General features: G+C 65.3%; 13 protein-coding genes. 9 read left to right on the forward strand and 4 right to left on the reverse strand.

Annotation, left to right across the window (positions count from 1 at the left end):
• Positions 1-119: 119 nt before the first annotated feature.
• Genes CHB77_RS10070 through CHB77_RS10085 form a run of 4 tightly spaced genes read left to right on the forward strand, consistent with a single transcriptional unit; the run spans position 120 to position 4,616 of the window.
• On the forward strand, positions 120-761 hold the full coding sequence (locus CHB77_RS10070; protein WP_089388234.1) for a glutathione S-transferase family protein: 642 nt from the start codon (positions 120-122) through the stop codon (positions 759-761).
• Positions 758-1,969: an acetyl-CoA C-acetyltransferase gene (locus CHB77_RS10075; RefSeq protein ID WP_089388083.1), complete on the forward strand. Its 1,212-nt coding sequence runs from the start codon at positions 758-760 to the stop codon at positions 1,967-1,969. Before CHB77_RS10070 ends, CHB77_RS10075 begins: the two co-directional genes overlap by 4 nt.
• On the forward strand, positions 1,969-2,436 hold the full coding sequence (locus tag CHB77_RS10080) for a cupin domain-containing protein (RefSeq protein ID WP_089388084.1): 468 nt from the start codon (positions 1,969-1,971) through the stop codon (positions 2,434-2,436). Before CHB77_RS10075 ends, CHB77_RS10080 begins: the two co-directional genes overlap by 1 nt.
• On the forward strand, positions 2,433-4,616 hold the full coding sequence (locus CHB77_RS10085) for a 3-hydroxyacyl-CoA dehydrogenase NAD-binding domain-containing protein (RefSeq protein WP_089388085.1): 2,184 nt from the start codon (positions 2,433-2,435) through the stop codon (positions 4,614-4,616). The genes CHB77_RS10080 and CHB77_RS10085 overlap by 4 nt, the downstream gene beginning before the upstream one ends.
• A 252-nt stretch (positions 4,617-4,868) precedes the next feature.
• Here CHB77_RS10085 and proB read toward each other — a convergent pair whose 3' ends face one another.
• Together proB and obgE are read right to left on the reverse strand one after the other, a co-directional pair.
• On the reverse strand, positions 4,869-5,981 hold the full coding sequence (gene proB, locus CHB77_RS10090) for a glutamate 5-kinase (protein WP_089388086.1): 1,113 nt from the start codon (positions 5,979-5,981) through the stop codon (positions 4,869-4,871).
• Positions 5,969-7,000, reverse strand: a complete 1,032-nt coding sequence (obgE, locus tag CHB77_RS10095) for a GTPase ObgE (RefSeq protein ID WP_089388087.1) — start codon at positions 6,998-7,000, stop codon at positions 5,969-5,971. Before obgE ends, proB begins: the two co-directional genes overlap by 13 nt.
• A 110-nt stretch (positions 7,001-7,110) precedes the next feature.
• On the opposite strand from obgE, the gene CHB77_RS10100 reads away from it, so the two are divergent.
• The 4 genes from CHB77_RS10100 (at position 7,111) to CHB77_RS10115 (ending at position 11,951) form a co-directional block, all read left to right on the forward strand.
• Complete coding sequence (locus CHB77_RS10100) at positions 7,111-8,511, forward strand: protein adenylyltransferase SelO (protein WP_089388088.1); 1,401 nt, start codon at positions 7,111-7,113, stop codon at positions 8,509-8,511.
• Positions 8,512-8,601: 90 nt separating this feature from the next.
• Entirely contained in the window at positions 8,602-9,288 is a 687-nt protein-coding gene (locus CHB77_RS10105; protein WP_089388089.1) for an endonuclease/exonuclease/phosphatase family protein, read from the forward strand.
• 68 nt (positions 9,289-9,356) lie between these two features.
• Entirely contained in the window at positions 9,357-10,631 is a 1,275-nt protein-coding gene (gene eno / locus CHB77_RS10110) for a phosphopyruvate hydratase (RefSeq protein ID WP_089388090.1), read from the forward strand.
• Positions 10,632-10,829: 198 nt separating this feature from the next.
• On the forward strand, positions 10,830-11,951 hold the full coding sequence (locus CHB77_RS10115) for a TRAP transporter substrate-binding protein (protein ID WP_089388235.1): 1,122 nt from the start codon (positions 10,830-10,832) through the stop codon (positions 11,949-11,951).
• A gap of 118 nt (positions 11,952-12,069) precedes the next feature.
• Here CHB77_RS10115 and CHB77_RS10120 read toward each other — a convergent pair whose 3' ends face one another.
• Both CHB77_RS10120 and CHB77_RS10125 read right to left on the reverse strand, forming a co-directional pair.
• Positions 12,070-13,944 (reverse strand): TRAP transporter large permease, encoded by a 1,875-nt coding sequence (locus CHB77_RS10120; RefSeq protein WP_089388091.1) that lies wholly within the window; start codon positions 13,942-13,944, stop codon positions 12,070-12,072.
• Complete coding sequence (locus CHB77_RS10125) at positions 13,941-14,582, reverse strand: TRAP transporter small permease subunit (protein ID WP_089388092.1); 642 nt, start codon at positions 14,580-14,582, stop codon at positions 13,941-13,943. Before CHB77_RS10125 ends, CHB77_RS10120 begins: the two co-directional genes overlap by 4 nt.
• 251 nt (positions 14,583-14,833) lie before the next feature.
• Here CHB77_RS10125 and CHB77_RS10130 point away from each other — a divergent pair, with 251 nt between their 5' ends.
• On the forward strand, positions 14,834-16,435 hold the full coding sequence (locus tag CHB77_RS10130; RefSeq protein WP_089388093.1) for a peptide ABC transporter substrate-binding protein: 1,602 nt from the start codon (positions 14,834-14,836) through the stop codon (positions 16,433-16,435).
• The last annotated feature ends 5 nt before the right edge of the window (positions 16,436-16,440 follow it).

Raw genomic sequence — 16,440 nt, forward strand, 5'->3', positions numbered from 1 at the left:
CCGCATGATGGAGGCTAGATGGGGAAGGTTGAAGAAGGGTTAACCCCGCCCCTTCTTCTTCACGAAAATATCCCGCGGGGGTCCGGGGGCGCGAAGCCCCCGGTGGTTGGAGGATCATGATGACGGCGCAGCTATGGTGTTTCGGCGAATCGGGCAATGCCTACAAGGCGGCGCTGACCATGGAACTGGCGGGCTATGACTGGACGCCGGTGTATGTCGATTTCTTCAATGGAGAGGCGCGCGGTTCCGCCTTTCGCGCCCTCAATCCGATGGGCGAGGTGCCGGTCCTTCGCGACGGCGATCTGATCCTTTCCCAATCCGGCGTGATTCAACTGCACATCGCCGAACGCACCGGCAGGTTCCTGGGCTCGGACCGCAACGAAACCCTCCGCTGGCTGATGTTCGACAATCACAAGCTGTCGGGCCAGGCCGGTCCGGCGCGGTTCCTGCTGAACTTCCTGCCTGCCGACAAGCGCCCGACGGGCGCGGCGGAATACCTGCAAGGTCGGCTCAAGGCCGCCTACAAGGTTCTGGACGATCATCTGTCCACCCGCGACTGGGTGGCCGACAGCACCCCCACCATCGCCGACTTCGCCTGCTGCGGATACCTGTTCTATCCCGAACCCTTCGGCTTCGACCGCAAGGACTGGCCCCATATCGACCGCTGGCTGGATGCGATCAGCGCCCTGCCCGGCTGGAAACACCCCTATGACCTGATGCCCGGCAACCCGTCCGACCGGGCGCCCAAGGAGGACCAATGACCGACGCCTATATCTATGACGCCACCCGCACCCCGCGCGGCAAGGGCCGCCCCGACGGCAGCCTGCACGAAGTGACCTCGCTGGCGCTGTCCGCCCGGCTGCTGAACGCCCTCAAGGACCGCAACAACCTGCAAGGCCACGCGGTCGAGGATGTGATCTGGGGCAATGTCACCCAGGTCAAGGAACAGGGCGGCTGTCTGGCGCGGTCGGCCGTGCTGGCATCCGATCTTGACGAACGCATTCCCGGCCTGTCGATCAACCGCTTCTGCGCCAGCGGAATGGAGGCCGTGAATCTTGCCGCCAACCAGGTCAAGGGCGGCGCGGGCCAAGCCTATATCGCCGGCGGGGTCGAGATGATGGGCCGGGTCGCCATGGGCAGCGACGGGGCGGCCATCGCCGTCGATCCGTCCCTGGCGATGAAGACCTATTTCGTCCCCCAGGGCATCAGCGCCGACATCATCGCCACCGAATACGGATTCACGCGCGAGGAGGCGGACCGACTGGCTGTCGAAAGCCAGCGTCGCGCGGCGCAGGCCTGGGACGAGGGGCGGTTCGCCAAGTCCATCGTGCCGGTCCTGGACCAGAACGGCCTGACCATTCTGGACCGCGACGAATACATGCGCCCCGGTACCAGCATGGCGGATCTGGCCAAGCTCAAGCCCGCCTTCAAGGACATGGGCGAGGTGATGCCCGGCTTCGACAAGATCGCGATGCTGAAATATCCGCATCTGGACCGGATCGACCACATCCACCATGCGGGCAATTCCAGCGGCATCGTGGACGGCGCGGCGGCGGTGCTGATCGGAAACGAGGAATTCGGCAAGGCCCACGGGTTGAAACCCCGCGCCCGCATCCGCGCCACCGCCAAGATCGGCACCGATCCCACCATCATGCTGACCGGCCCGGTCCCCGTGACCGAGAAGATCCTGGCCGACAGCGGCATGTCCATCGGCGACATCGACTTGTTCGAGGTGAACGAGGCATTTGCCGCCGTGGTTCTGCGCTTCATGCAGGCGTTCCAGGTCGATCCCGGCAAGGTGAACGTCAACGGCGGCGCCATGGCCTTGGGCCACCCCCTGGGCGCAACCGGCGCCATCATCATCGGCACGCTGCTGGACGAGCTGGAACGGCAGGACAAGAACGTCGGCCTTGCCACCCTGTGCATCGCCTCCGGCATGGGTGCCGCCACCATCATCGAGCGGGTGTGATGATCCTGCGCAAGGACAGCGTGCCCGTGACCGAAGGGGTCTCGGGCTATCCCGATCCCTGCAACCTGGGGCGCGGGTTCCTGTCCTATCAGCATCTGACCGAGGCCGGGGGACTGACGCAGTTCGGCATCGCCCTGGAAACCTTGCATCCTGGCAGACAATCCAGCCAGCCTCATTGGGAGCAACACGAGGACGAGTTCCTGTATATGCTGGAGGGCGAACTGACGGTGATCGAGGACGGCGTGCCGACGATCATCCATCCCGGCGATGCCTGCTGCTGGAAGGCGGGCACGCCGGTCGGACATACGCTGAAGAACCATACCGACGCGCCTGCGGTCTATCTGATCGCGGGCAGCCGCAACCCCCACAACATCACGCATTATCCGGGTCTCGACATGCTGGCGACGCCCATGGGGTACACGCATCTGGACGGTACCCCCTACCCGACCAAGGGAGAGAACGAATGACCGATTTCACCATGCAGAAGGACGCCGACGGCGTTGCCGTCATTACCTGGGACGTGCCGGGCAAGTCGATGAACGTGCTGTCGCTGGACGGCGCAGGCGAACTGAACGCGCTGATCGACGACGCCCTGGCGGACGATGCCGTCAAGGGGATCGTCATCACCAGCGGGAAAAAGGATTTCGCCGCCGGGATGGACCTGAACGTCATCGCCGAGATGAAAGAAGGCGGCGCGCAGCAGGTCTTTGACGGGATCATGTCGCTGCACCATGTCCTGCGCAAGATCGAACGGGCGGGCATGGACCCCAAGACGCTCAAGGGCGGCAAGCCCATCGCGGCCGCCCTGCCCGGCACCGCGCTGGGGATCGGGCTGGAACTGCCGCTGGCGACGCACCGCATCTTTGCCGCCGACAACGCCCGCGCCAAGATCGGCCTGCCCGAGATCATGGTCGGCATCTTCCCCGGCGGCGGCGGCACCATCCGTCTGTCGCGCAAGCTGGGGGCCATGGCCGCCGCGCCCTATCTGCTGGAAGGCAAGCTGTCGGACCCCAAGAAAGCCAAGGCCGCCGGGCTGATCGACGAAGTGGTGGCTGACCCGCTGGCCGCCGCCCGCGCATGGGTGCTGAGCGCGACCGACGCCGATCTGGTCAAGCCTTGGGATGCCAAGGGCTACAAGATGCCGGGCGGAGAGCCGTATCATCCGGCGGGCTTCATGACCTTTGTCGGCGCGTCCGCCATGGTCAACGGCAAGACCATGGGCGTCTATCCGGCGGCCAAGGCGCTGCTGTCGGCGGTCTATGAAGGCGCGCAGGTGCCGTTCGATACCGCGCTGAGGATCGAGGCGCGGTGGTTCACCAATGTCCTGATGAACCCGTCCAGCACCGCGATGATCCGCAGCCTGTTCATCAACAAGGAGGCGCTGGAGAAAGGCGCCAACCGTCCCGAGGCGCCGGACCAGACGGTGAAGAAGGTAGGCATCCTCGGCGCCGGCATGATGGGCGCGGGCATCGCCCATGTCAGCGCCATGGCAGGCATCCAGGTCGTGCTGATCGACGCGAATCAGGACAACGCCGACAAGGGCAAGGCCTATTCCGAAGGGTTGCTGGACAAGGCCATCAGCCGCAAGAAATCCACGCCCGAGAAGAAGGCCGAGGTGCTGGCCCGGATCACCGCCACCACGGATTACGCCGCGCTGCAAGGCTGCGACCTGATCGTGGAAGCCGTATTCGAGGATCCGGCCATCAAGGCCGAGGTCACGAAAAAGGCCGAAGCCGTGATCCCGGCCGACGCGATCTTCGCCACCAACACCTCGACCCTGCCGATCGGCGACCTGGCAAAAGCCAGCGCGCGCCCCGAGCAGTTCATCGGCATCCACTTCTTCAGCCCCGTGGACAAGATGATGCTGGTCGAGATCATCAAGGGCCAGCAGACCGGCCCGGTGGCGGTCGCCAAAGCGCTGGATTTCGTGCGCCAGATCCGCAAGACGCCCATCGTGGTCAACGACGCGCGGTTCTTTTACGCCAATCGCTGCATCATCCCCTATATCAACGAGGGCATCCGCATGGTGGCCGAAGGGGTCAGCCCGGTTCTGGTCGAAAACGCCGCCAAGCTGATGGGGATGCCGCTGGGACCGCTGCAACTGGTCGATGAAACCAGCATCGACCTGGGCGTCAAGATCGCCAAGGCCACCCGCGCCGCGATGGGCGACGCCTATCCCGACGGCGCCGTGGACGAGGTGCTGTTCTGGATGGCCGACGAAGGCCGCCTGGGGCGCAAGTCGAGTGCCGGTTTCTATGCTTATGATGCTGACGGCAAGCGGCAGGGGCTGTGGGACGGTTTGGCCGCGCGTTACCCGCAGCCGGACGACCAGCCGGATCTGACCACCGTGCAGCATCGCCTGATGTTCGCCCAGACGCTGGAGGCCGTGCGCGCCCTGGAAGACGGCGTGCTGGAGGACATCCGCGAAGGCGATGTCGGCGCGATCCTGGGCTGGGGCTTTGCGCCTTGGTCGGGCGGGCCGTTCGCCTGGCTGGACATGCTGGGCGCAGCCCGCGCGGTCCAGATCTGCGACCGGTTGACGGCGGACCATGGCAACCGCTTCGCGGCCCCCAAACTGCTGCGCGACATGGCGGACAGCGGGCAGGGCTTCTATGACCGCTTTGGCGGCGGGAAAAAGGCCGCATGACGAACGGAAAACGCCCCGGCTGAAAGGCCGGGGCGCGTCTGACCTGCTCCTTGCATTTATTGTTGTTCAATCATCGTCCTCGTCATCGGCCAAGGCGGCGCCCGGCATGGCAAAGGTGGCGGCCGCCGCTAGGGCAGGCAGAAGGCGGCGTCGTGTCATGGCTGCGGTCCTTCATCTCTTGCAGGCCACTATGCCTGCGGAATGATGACGGATGAGGCGGAGGATTATTCCCGGCCGACCAAAAAAATCGCCCTACAGCGCCATGTCGTCGCGATGGACCAAGGCGGCGCGACCGGTATAGCCCAGGATCGCCTCGATCCGGTCGGACCGGTGGCCGGCGATGCGACGCGCCTCGTCGGCGGTGTATCGGGTCAGGCCGGTGGCCAGCGTTTCGCCCGAAGGGCCGGTGATGGCCACCGGATCGCCACGGCCAAAGTCTCCGATCACGGTGCGCACGCCTGCGGGCAGCAGCGACTTGCCCTGGCGCAGCGCCAGGGCGGCGCCCTGATCCACCACAAGCGCGCCCTTGGGCTTCATCGCCGCGATCCAGCGTTTGCGGGCAAGCTGGGGATCGCTTTCGGCCAGGAACCAGCTGCACCGCGCGCCGTTCGCCACCGCCGACAGGGGTCTCAGGACCGACCCTTCGGCGATGGCCATTGCGCATCCGCCGGCAATCGCCGTGCGCGCGGCCATCAGCTTGGTCTTCATGCCGCCTTTCGACAGGCCCGACACCGGGTCGCCGCCCATCGCCTCGATCTCGGGCGTCAATTGTTCGATCACCGGCAGATGGCGCGCGGCGGGGTCGGTCTTGGGATTGGCGGTGTAGAGGCCGTCCACGTCCGACAGCAGCAGCAACTGATCCGCCCCGCAGGTCACGGCGATCTGCGCGGCCAGCCGGTCGTTGTCGCCAAAGCGGATCTCGTCGGTGGCCACCGTGTCGTTTTCGTTGACGATCGGCACCACACCCATGCCCAGCAAGGTCTGCATGGTGGCACGGCTGTTGAGATACCGGCGCCGGTCCGCGCTGTCTTCCAGCGTCAGCAGCACCTGCGCGGTCGTGACGCCATGGGGGGCCAGGGCTTCCTCATAGGCGCGGGCCAGGCGGATCTGGCCCACGGCGGCAGCGGCCTGCGCCTGTTCCAGCGGCAGCGCGCCCAGCGGCAGGCCCAGCACCCGCCGCCCAAGCGCGATGGACCCCGACGACACCAGCACCACGTCGCAGCCGCGCCCGCGCCATTCGGCCACATCGTCGCAAAGGCCCCGCAGCCAGTCGCCGCGCAGCCCAAGGTCATCGACCAGCAGCGCAGAGCCGATCTTGACGACCAGCCGCCGCGCCGCGGTCAGGGACGGGCCTAGGGCCGCCATGGCGCTTCGGGTTCATCCCTGGCAACGCGGCGGGTCGGTTCGATCCGCACCCACAGCGCGCGCAGAACCTCGGTCACGCCCAGTTTCGCCACGCCCGACATCAGCAGGATCGGCCCACCGATCTCGGCCTCCAGCGCGGCCTTGCGTTCGGCGATGGTGTGGTCGTCCAGGGCGTCGATCTTGTTCAGCACGGTCACGCGCGGCTTGTCCATCAGGACCGGCGAATAGGCCCCGAGCTCCAGCAGAATGGTCCGGGCATCAGCCGCCACGTCGTCGGATGTGCCGTCCACCAGATGCAGCAGCACGTTGCTGCGTTCGACATGGCCCAGGAACTGGTCGCCAAGCCCCCTGCCCTCGCTTGCCCCCTCGATCAGGCCGGGAATGTCGGCCATCACGAACTCATGGCCGTCGATGCCCACCACGCCCAGGTTCGGGTGCAGGGTGGTGAACGGATAATCCGCGATCTTGGGCCGGGCGTTCGACACGGCGGCCAGAAAGGTGGACTTGCCCGCATTCGGCAAACCGACCAGCCCGGCATCCGCGATCAGCTTCAGCCGCAGCCAGATCGTGCGTTCGACCCCCGGCTGGCCCGGATTGGCGTTGCGCGGGGAACGGTTGGTCGAGGTCTTGAAATGCAGGTTCCCCCAGCCGCCATTGCCGCCCCGCGCCAGCAGAACGCGCTGACCGGGTTCCGTCAGATCGGCGATGACGGTTTCCTCGTCCTCCTCAAGGATCTCGGTCCCCACGGGCACCTTCAGCACCACGTCATCGGCGGATTTGCCGGTCATCTGGCTGCCCATGCCGTGCTGGCCGGATTTGGCGAAGAAATGCTGCTGGTAACGGAAATCGATCAGGGTGTTCAGCCCAGGGGCGGCCTCGGCCCAGACATCGCCGCCATTGCCGCCGTCGCCGCCGTCGGGACCGCCGTATTCGATGAACTTCTCGCGCCGGAACGACACGCATCCCGCACCGCCGCCACCCGAACGGATATAGACTTTGGCGAGGTCGAGGAATTTCATGGCGCAGGCTCCTTTGGGGATGATGCGATACGCGCTTGGACCCTGCCGCGCAAGGGCGCCGGTCTGGCAATGCGCCCGGCCAGCCCTATGTATGAACGAAGGAGGCCCGGATGATCCCTTTCGATAACAGCTATGCCCGCCTGCCTCAGGGCTTCTTTGCCCGCGTGGCCCCCACACCGGTCGCCCAGCCCTGCCTGCTGGCGCTGAACACGGGGCTGGTGCAGCGTCTGGGTCTGGACACCGAATGGCTGTCCAATTCCGAAGGCGTCGCGATGCTGGCGGGCAACGCGGTGCCCGAGGGGGCCGAACCGATCGCCCAGGCCTATGCCGGCCATCAGTTCGGCGGCTTCGTTCCTCAGCTAGGCGATGGCCGCGCCGTCCTGCTGGGCGAGGTGGTGGCCCCCGACGGCGCGCGCTTCGACATCCAGTTGAAGGGCAGCGGCCCGACGCCCTTTTCCCGGCGGGGCGACGGACGGGCCTGGATGGGTCCGGTGCTGCGCGAATACATCGTCAGCGAATTCATGCACGCCATGGGCGTGCCGACGACGCGCGCCCTGGCGGCGGTCGCGACCGGCGAAACCGTGTGGCGCGAAAGCGGGCTGCCGGGGGCGGTGCTGACCCGCGTGGCCTCTAGCCACATCCGCGTCGGCACCTTCCAGTATTTTGCCGTCCGGGGGCAAGAGGACGCCTTGGCCGCCCTGACCGATCATGTCATCGCCCGCCATTATCCGACCGCCAACGGACCGCTGTCGCTGCTGGATCATGTCGTGGCAAGGCAGGCGGAAACCATTGCGCACTGGATGGCGCTTGGCTTTATCCATGGCGTGATGAATACCGACAACATGGCCGTTTCCGGCGAAACCATCGACTATGGACCCTGCGCCTTCATGGACGCCTATCATCCCGACACGGTGTTTTCGTCCATCGACCGGGGCGGACGCTATGCCTGGGCGCAGCAGCCGCAGATCGCCGTCTGGAACCTGGCGCAGCTTGCCACCTGCCTGATCCCGCTGATGGGCGAACGCGATGCCGCCATCGAGGCCGCGACGAAATCCGTCCACAGCTTCGCGCCGCTGTATCAGGCGGCGTGGAAACGGCGCTTTGGCGAAAAGCTGGGTCTGACCGAGGCGTCGGATGCGCAGCCCCTGGCTGAACGCCTGCTGACGATCATGGCCGGGCAGCGCGCCGATTTCACCCGCGTCTTTGCCGGCCTGTCCGACGGCAGCGCCCGTGACGAATTCGCCGATCCCGAGGCCTTCGATGACTGGCGGTCGGAATGGCAGTCGCAGCGGCCCGATCCCGACCTGATGCGCCACGCCAATCCTCGCCGCATTCCGCGCAACCACCGGATCGAGGAAGCCATCGCGGCAGCCGTGGCCGACGACCTGACGCCGTTCCGGCGGCTGTTCGACGCCGTGATTCATCCCAGGGACGACCGCGGCGATTGGGATGATCTGGGTCAGGCGCCCCAGGCCGATCAGGTCGTTCACCAGACCTTCTGCGGAACCTGATGAAATTGCGTGCAGCCGACCGGAAGGGCGCCCGATCCCCTTGCGGCGCCGTTGGTCCCGGCTATCCTGCGCCCAGCATCGAAAGGCGGCATGTCGTTGTTGAGATTGGCAAGTTACAACCTGCACAAGTGTCGTGGCCTGACCGGTCCGCACGCGCCGGAACGCAACCTTGCCGTCATCAATGCGCTGAAGCCCGACATCATCGCCCTGCAAGAGGTCGATTTCCGCCTGGGCGCGCGCCCCGAGGCCCTGCCCCGCCGCCTGATCCGCGACGCGACCGGCCTTGTCCCGGCGGACATGACCACCACGGGCGAGAATTCGCTTGGCTGGCACGGGCAGACCATTCTGATGCGCCCCGATCTGGCCGATCAGGCCGTCTTGCGCCGCCTGCCCCTGCCGGGGCTGGAACCGCGCGGCGCGGTGGTCCTGCGCCTGCCGCGCCTGACGGTGATCGGGGTGCATCTGGGCCTTGCGCGGTCGTCGCGCCGGGCGCAACTGGCGCGCATCACCGCGCAGGCCGCGCGGATCGCGGACGACAACATCGTCCTGATGGGCGATTTCAACGAATGGCACGACAGCCGGGGGCTGGAATCCCTGGCCGGGTTCCGGGTCATCGCCCCCGGCCCGTCCTATCCCGCGCCCCTGCCGCAGTTCCGGTTCGACCGCATCGCCATGTCCCAGCACCTGAAACTGCTCAAGCACGGCGTCTTCACCGGCGCCCAGGCGCGTGACGCATCCGACCACCTGCCGATCTGGGCCGAGATCGAGCAGCCCTGACATTTCCGTCTTCCGGCTTGCCCTTGCGGCAGGTATGAAGGCGCCGAATGAAACATCAGGGGGCACCCATGACCGCCATCATCGACATTTTCGCGCGCGAGATCCTGGACAGCCGGGGCAATCCGACCGTCGAGGTCGACGTGACGCTGGAGGACGGCACCCTGGGCCGGGCGGCGGTGCCGTCGGGGGCGTCCACCGGCGCGCATGAGGCGGTCGAAAAGCGCGACGGCGACAAGGCGCGCTACATGGGCAAGGGCGTGCTGGAAGCCGTGGCGGCCGTCAACGGCGAGATCGCCGAGACCCTGATCGGAGAGGACGCGACCGAACAGCGCGCCATCGACATGATGATGTGCGACCTGGACGGCACCCCCAACAAGGGCCGATTGGGGGCCAACGCCATCCTGGGCGTGTCGCTGGCCGTGGCCAAGGCGGCGGCGGATGCCTGTCAGCAGCCGTTGTATCGTTACGTCGGCGGCACGAGCGCGCGGATCCTGCCGGTGCCGATGATGAACATCATCAACGGCGGCGAACATGCCGACAACCCCATCGACATTCAGGAATTCATGATAATGCCGGTCAGCGCGGACAATCTCCGCGACGCCGTGCGCATGGGGTCCGAGGTGTTCCACACGCTGAAAAAGGAACTGTCGGCCGCGGGCCTGTCCACCGGCATCGGCGACGAGGGCGGCTTTGCCCCGAACCTGTCCAGCACCCGCGACGCCCTGGATTTCATCCTGCGCGCGGTCGAGAAGGCCGGCTACAAACCCGGCGACGACATCATGCTGGCACTGGATTGCGCGTCCACGGAATACTTCAAGGGCGGCCGTTACGAGATGAAGGGGGAAGGCAAGTCGCTGACCCCGGCCGAGAACGTCGAATACCTGGCGGCCCTGTGCGACGCCTATCCGATCCTGTCGATCGAGGACGGCTGCGCGGAAGACGACTGGGACGGCTGGACGCTGCTGACCGACCGGCTGGGCGGATCGGTGCAGCTGGTGGGCGACGACCTGTTCGTGACCAACCCCCGCCGCCTGGCCGAGGGGATCGAAAAGGGCTGCGCCAACAGCCTGCTGGTCAAGGTGAACCAGATCGGCACGCTGTCGGAAACCCTGGACGCGGTGCGCATGGCGGATCGCGCGGGCTATACCTCGGTGATGTCGCATCGTTCGGGCGAGACCGAGGACGCGACCATCGCCGACCTGGCGGTGGCCACCAACTGCGGCCAGATCAAGACCGGCAGCCTTGCCCGATCCGACCGGCTGGCCAAATACAACCAGCTGATCCGCATCGAGGAAATGCTGGGCGCGACCGCCGAATACGCAGGCCGCAGCATCCTGCGCTGAGGACAAGTCCCCATGCGGACCGTCCATGCCGCCCCTGCCGGATACCGGGGCGGCCTCATTTTTTCGGCAGACACGGCGCAGACCTCTCGACAGGATGCAAACAGGAACTAAACTGCACCGCATTCGGGGCCGGGAACCCGTTGGGCGGTCATCCCGCGAACCCTGATCGGAGGAAAATTCATGAAAGATTCGAAGACCTTGCACCGCAGGTCGTTTCTGAAGACCGCGTCCGTCGGCGGCGCCGCAGCCGCAGTCGGATCGGCGCTTGCGGCGCCCGCAATCGCGCAGGAAAGCCCCACCATCAACTGGCGGTTGGCGTCGTCCTTTCCCAAATCGCTGGATACGATCTATGGCGGCGGCGAGGAAATCTCCACCCGCCTGAAAGAGGCCACCGATGGCAAGTTCACCATCCAGGTGTTCGCCGCGGGCGAAATCGTGCCGGGTCTGGACGCCATCAACGCTGCCCGTGACGGCACCGTCGAATCCGCGCATTCGGTCGGCTATTACAATTGGGGCAAGGATCCGGCCTATGCCTGCGGCGCCGATCTGCCGTTCACCTTCAGCGCGCGGGCCAAGGCCGCCTACAACTATCAGGGCGGCGGTATCGACCAGTACAACCAGTTTCTGGAAACCGTTGGCCTTGTCAGCTTTCCCGCCGGCAACACCGGGGTCCAGATGGGCGGCTGGTTCCGCAAGGAAGTGAACACCCTGGCCGACATGCAGGGCGTCAAGATGCGGATTTCCGGTCTGGCGGGCCGCGTGGTCGAGAAGCTGGGCGTCGTGCCGCAGCAGATCGCGGGCGGCGACATCTATCCGTCGCTGGAAAAGGGCACCATCGACGCCGCCGAATGGGTCGGTCCTTATGACGACAACAAGCTGGGCTTCCAGAAGGTCGCGCCCTATTACTATTACCCCGGCTTCTGGGAAGGCGGGCCGACGGTCAGCTTTTTCGTCAACAAGGCGAAGTACGACGAACTGCCCGAAAACTACAAGTCGCTGCTGCGCACCTGCTGTCAGGCGACCGACCAGAACATGCTGGCGAAATACGACTTCAAGAACCCGACCGCGCTGAAGGAACTGGCCGCGTCGGGCGCCCAGCTCCGCTCCTACAGCGAGGAGATCATGAATGCGGCCTTTACCGCCGCGCATGAGGTTTATGCCGAACTGTCTGGCGAGAACGAACATTTCAAGCGCCAGTACGAAGCCCAGCTTCAGTTCCGCGACGACTGGTATCTGTACAACCAGACGGCAGAATATACCTTTGACACCTTTATGATGATCCAGCAGCGCAACGGCAAGCTGGCGCCGACGCAAGGCTGATCTGCCGATAACGCGTGAAACCGCCGCGATCCGTCGCGGCGGTTTTTGCATGTCCAAGGACCGTATTCGGGCTGCGAAATGGAAACGGGGCCGGTTTCCCGGCCCCGCGAACCGGGGGTCAGTTCCCGCCCAGACCGGGCGGCGGACCGCTCAGGCCGGGGCTGCCGCCCTGCTGCTGGGATTCCGCAGGCCGCGGTTCGGGTGCAGAAGCAGGGGCCGGCTGTTCGCCGGGTGCCCCAAAGTTCGGCACACCGCCCAAGCCGCCGCCAAGGCCGCCGGGAGCCGGTACCTGGGCGTCGCCGCCCGACGGGGCCTGTCCGAACGGGGATCCAAGCCCCCCGCCCAAACCACCGCCCAGACCCCCGCCGAAGCCGCCGGAACCGGACGCCGGAATTTCCAGCCGCACGTTCGAGGTATCGACCGGCGCCCCCTTGTAATGCATGACCATCTGCGGAAAGGCGATGACCACGCCGATCATGACGATCTGGATGCAGACGAACGGCACCGCGCCCCAATAGATCTGGCTGGTCCGAACCGGATCCATCGTCTTGCCGGTCACGCGATCCTTGTAAGGCTGTTTCGGCGCGACCGATCGCAGATAGAACAGCGCGAATCCGAACGGCGGGTGCATGAAGCTGGTCTGCATGTTCACGCCTAGGATGATCCCGAACCAGATCAGGTCGATGCCAAGGCTTTCCGCCGCAGGGGCCAGCAAAGGCACGATGATGAAGGCCAGTTCGAAGAAATCCAGAAAGAACGCCAGCAGGAAGACCAGCACCGACACCGCGATCAGGAAGCCCAGTTCCCCGCCGGGCAGCGAAGTCAGCAGATGTTCCACCCAGATATGTCCGTTGACCCCATAGAACGTCAAAGAGAAGATCCGGGCGCCGATCAGGATGAACATGACAAAGGCCGACAGCCGGGTAGTTGCCGCAAGCGCCTGGCTGACGACCGTCATGTTCAGGCGGCCCTTGACGGCGGCCAGCAGCAGCGCGCCGACCGCGCCCATCGCTCCGCCCTCGGTCGGGGTGGCGATGCCCAGGAAGATGGTTCCCAGCACCAGGAAGATCAGCGCCAGCGGTGGGATCAGCACGATGATGACCTGCTGTGCAAGCCGCGACATCAGGCCGATCCTGAATGTCTTGTCGATCAACGCCGCCGCATAGATGGCCAGAACCGCGACAACGGCGGCCAGCACGTCGGCATTCGCGCCGTAACTCTCGTGCAGCCGGGAATACATCGCGTAGAAGATGCCGCATCCGATCAGCAGCGCCACCAGCAGCGACGTCACGCCGGATCCCAGCGTCCGCGCCTCTTTCGGCAGGGCAGGCACCGCCTCGGGGCGGATGATCGACATCACGAAGACATAGGACATGTAAAGCCCCGTCAGCACCAGGCCGGGGATCAATGCGCCTTTGTACATGTCGCCCACCGACCGGCCCAACTGGTCGGCCAGCACGATCAGCACCAGCGAGGGCGGGATGATCTGCGCCAGCGTCCCCGACGCGGCGATCGTTCCCGCCGCGATACGCCGGTCATATCCATAGCGCAGCATGATCGGCAGCGAGATCAGGCCCATTGCGATGACCGATGCCGCGACAACCCCGGTGGTCGCCGCCAGCAGCGCGCCCACGATGATGACCGCATAGGCCAGACCGCCCCGGATCGGCCCGAACAACTGGCCGATCGTGTCCAGCAGATCCTCGGCCATGCCGGATTTTTCCAGCACGATGCCCATGAAGGTGAAGAACGGCACTGCCAGCAAGGTCTCGTTCGCGACGACCCCGCCGAAGAACCGGTCCGGGATCGCGCCCAGCAGCGGCCAGCTGAGGTTGATCGAGCCGTTCGACAAAGGCGCCAGTTCGACCCCGATCAGAAAGAACAGCAGCCCGTTCGCCCCCAGGGCAAAGGCCACCGGATAGCCCGCAAGCAGGAACAGGATCAGCGAAACGAACATGATCGGCGCCATGTTCTGCGCAATAAGCTCCATCATGTGCGGGGATCCTTGCGGGTGTCGTCGGCCAGGTCGGTCAGCGGGTGATGGGGATCGGCGAAACCCGCCTGGGCTGCCAGATCGGGATCGATCTCCAGCGGGGCGTGGTGGCTGACGGCGGGAAAGGGATCGGGTATCAGCCCGCGCATCACGGCGATCTTCTTGATGATCTCGGAAATGCCTTGCAGGAACAGCAGCACAAAGCCGATGAACAGCATCGCCTTGGCGGGCCACAGGATCAGTCCGCCCGCGTTCATCGATATTTCCCCCCCGCGATAGCTGGTCAGCAACCACGGCCAGACCAGATACAGCGTCAGCAGGACCACCGGCATCAGAAAGAAGATCGTGCCCAGAAGGTCGATCCAGTGCTGCACCCGGCGCGACCATGCGCCATACACGATGTCGATGCGGATATGTTCGTTTTCCAGCAGCGTATAGGCCGCCGCCAGCAGGAACGCGGCACCGAACAGATACCACTGCAATTCCAGATACGCGTTCGACGACACGCTGAACACCTTGCGCACGACGGCGTTGATCGCGCTGACGAAGATCGCCAGCAGGATCAACCACGAGGCACTGCGTCCGATCACGGTGTTGACGCGGTCGATGCCGCGAGACAGGGCCAACAGGCCGTTCATTGCAAGTGTCCTCCCCTGGATCAGTCTTATGGGCCGACCGGCCGACTGTTTGTCGTTGCGGTATGCGCGAAGGTCCAGATCCGGTCAAGAAGTTCGATGACCGGCACGAAAGGCGGCCGTGCGGTCCACCGCGATCCCGGCGATTTCCGTCGCGGCCCGCAGGCAACCGGCAACCTGTGGCTGATGAAAACGGACTTTCGCCCCCCTGCGGCCGTGGCTAGTGTCAACCATTCCAGACAAGGAACCCCGCCATGACCAAGCTGTTCGCCCCCACCGCGCTGATCGTCGCCCTGTCCCTGCCCGCCCATGCCGTCCAGCCTGCCGAGGGCGAGACGCTGGCCGACAGCCAGACCTATACCTATTGGCTTCTGGACGCGATAAAGTCGCTGGATCCCGCGAAGAACACGGATGTCGAGGGTTCGGACGTGCTGCGCCAGCTGTTCGAGGGGCTGATGAACGAGGATGCGACCGGCGCCATGGTCCCCGGCGTGGCCGAAACGCATCAGGAAAGCGAAGACGGGCTGACGTACACCTTCACGCTGCGCGACGCGAAATGGTCGAATGGCGATCCGGTGACGGCGGGCGATTTCGTCTATGCCTGGCGGCGGGTGGTGAACCCGGACACCGCGTCGGAATACGCCTGGTTCCTGGAACTGATGAATGTCGCGAACGCCACCCGGATCATCGCGGGCGAACTGCCGCCCGACCAGTTGGGCGTCAGGGCCATCGACGACAGGACGCTGGAGGTGACGCTGTCCACGCGCACCCCCTATTTCCTGAAAACCCTGTCCCACGCCACCACCTTCCCGGTGCCGCAGGCGGTGGTCGAACGGCTTGGCGACGCCTGGACGCAGCCGGGCAATCTGGTCGGCAACGGAGCCTTTGTGTTGGAAAGCCACAACCTTGGCGTGGACATCACGCTGGCGAAGAACCCCGAATATTGGGACGCCGCCAATGTGGCCCTGGACACCGTGCGCGGCGTGACCGTGAACGACAACAACGTCGCCCTGACCCGCTATCTTGCGGGCGAACTGGACCGTGTGCAGATCCCCGCGGGCCAGTATCCGCGCCTGTCGCAGGACTATCCCGACCAGGCGGTGTCCATACCTTATGCCTGTTCCTATGCTTATGTGTTCAACCTTTCGGACAAAGGCCCCGAGGCGCTGAAGGACGTGCGCGTCCGCCAGGCGCTGTCGCTGGGGCTGAACCGCGACATCATCGTGGACCAGGTGCTGCAAGGCGGCCAGAAACCCGCCTATAGCTGGACGCATTGGGCCATCGAGGGCTTTCAGTCGCCCGATGCCGACATCGCGGGCATGACCCAGCCCGAACGCACCGAAAAGGCCGCCGCCCTGTTGGCCGAGGCGGGATACGGTCCCGACAGCCCGCTGGCCTTGACGCTGCAATACAACACCGACGAGAACCACAAGAAGCTGGCCATTGCCGCCCAGCAGTTCTGGAAGCCGCTTGGCGTGAACATCACGCTGAACAATGTCGAATGGAAGGTCCACACGGACCGGATGCAGTCGCAGGACTTCGACATGGCGCGATACGCCTGGTGCGCCGATTACAACGAGGCGAGCCCGTTCCTGGACTGGTTCCGCACCGACGGCTACAACAGCGGCAAATGGTCGAATGCCGAATACGACGCGCTGATGGCCCATTCCAAGACCGCGCCCGACACCGCGCCCCTTTACAAGCGGGCCGAGGAAATCCTGGCCGAGGAGGTTCCGGCCGTCTTCGTCTATCACTATGCCAAGGTCGATATGCTGAACCCGGCGATCAAGGGCATCCCGACCCAGAACGTCACGAACAGCTGGTATGCCAAGGGTCTGTACCGCATCGCCGAATAGATCCC

It is taken from the genome of Paracoccus sediminis, assembly GCF_900188295.1.
Classification (GTDB): Bacteria; Pseudomonadota; Alphaproteobacteria; order Rhodobacterales; family Rhodobacteraceae; genus Paracoccus; species Paracoccus sediminis.

Bases quoted from the DNA above. Each gene is read 5' to 3' on its own strand.
- CHB77_RS10130 (WP_089388093.1), top strand. From the start codon at position 14,834: ATGACCAAGCTGTTCGCCCCCACCGCGCTGATCGTCGCCCTGTCCCTG.
- CHB77_RS10070 (WP_089388234.1), top strand. From the start codon at position 120: ATGACGGCGCAGCTATGGTGTTTCGGCGAATCGGGCAATGCCTACAAG.
- CHB77_RS10100 (WP_089388088.1), top strand. From the start codon at position 7,111: ATGATCCCTTTCGATAACAGCTATGCCCGCCTGCCTCAGGGCTTCTTT.
- CHB77_RS10120 (WP_089388091.1), bottom strand. From the start codon at position 13,944: ATGATGGAGCTTATTGCGCAGAACATGGCGCCGATCATGTTCGTTTCG.
- eno (WP_089388090.1), top strand. From the start codon at position 9,357: ATGACCGCCATCATCGACATTTTCGCGCGCGAGATCCTGGACAGCCGG.
- CHB77_RS10085 (WP_089388085.1), top strand. From the start codon at position 2,433: ATGACCGATTTCACCATGCAGAAGGACGCCGACGGCGTTGCCGTCATT.
- CHB77_RS10125 (WP_089388092.1), bottom strand. From the start codon at position 14,582: ATGAACGGCCTGTTGGCCCTGTCTCGCGGCATCGACCGCGTCAACACC.
- CHB77_RS10080 (WP_089388084.1), top strand. From the start codon at position 1,969: ATGATCCTGCGCAAGGACAGCGTGCCCGTGACCGAAGGGGTCTCGGGC.
- obgE (WP_089388087.1), bottom strand. From the start codon at position 7,000: ATGAAATTCCTCGACCTCGCCAAAGTCTATATCCGTTCGGGTGGCGGC.
- CHB77_RS10075 (WP_089388083.1), top strand. From the start codon at position 758: ATGACCGACGCCTATATCTATGACGCCACCCGCACCCCGCGCGGCAAG.
- proB (WP_089388086.1), bottom strand. From the start codon at position 5,981: ATGGCGGCCCTAGGCCCGTCCCTGACCGCGGCGCGGCGGCTGGTCGTC.
- CHB77_RS10105 (WP_089388089.1), top strand. From the start codon at position 8,602: ATGTCGTTGTTGAGATTGGCAAGTTACAACCTGCACAAGTGTCGTGGC.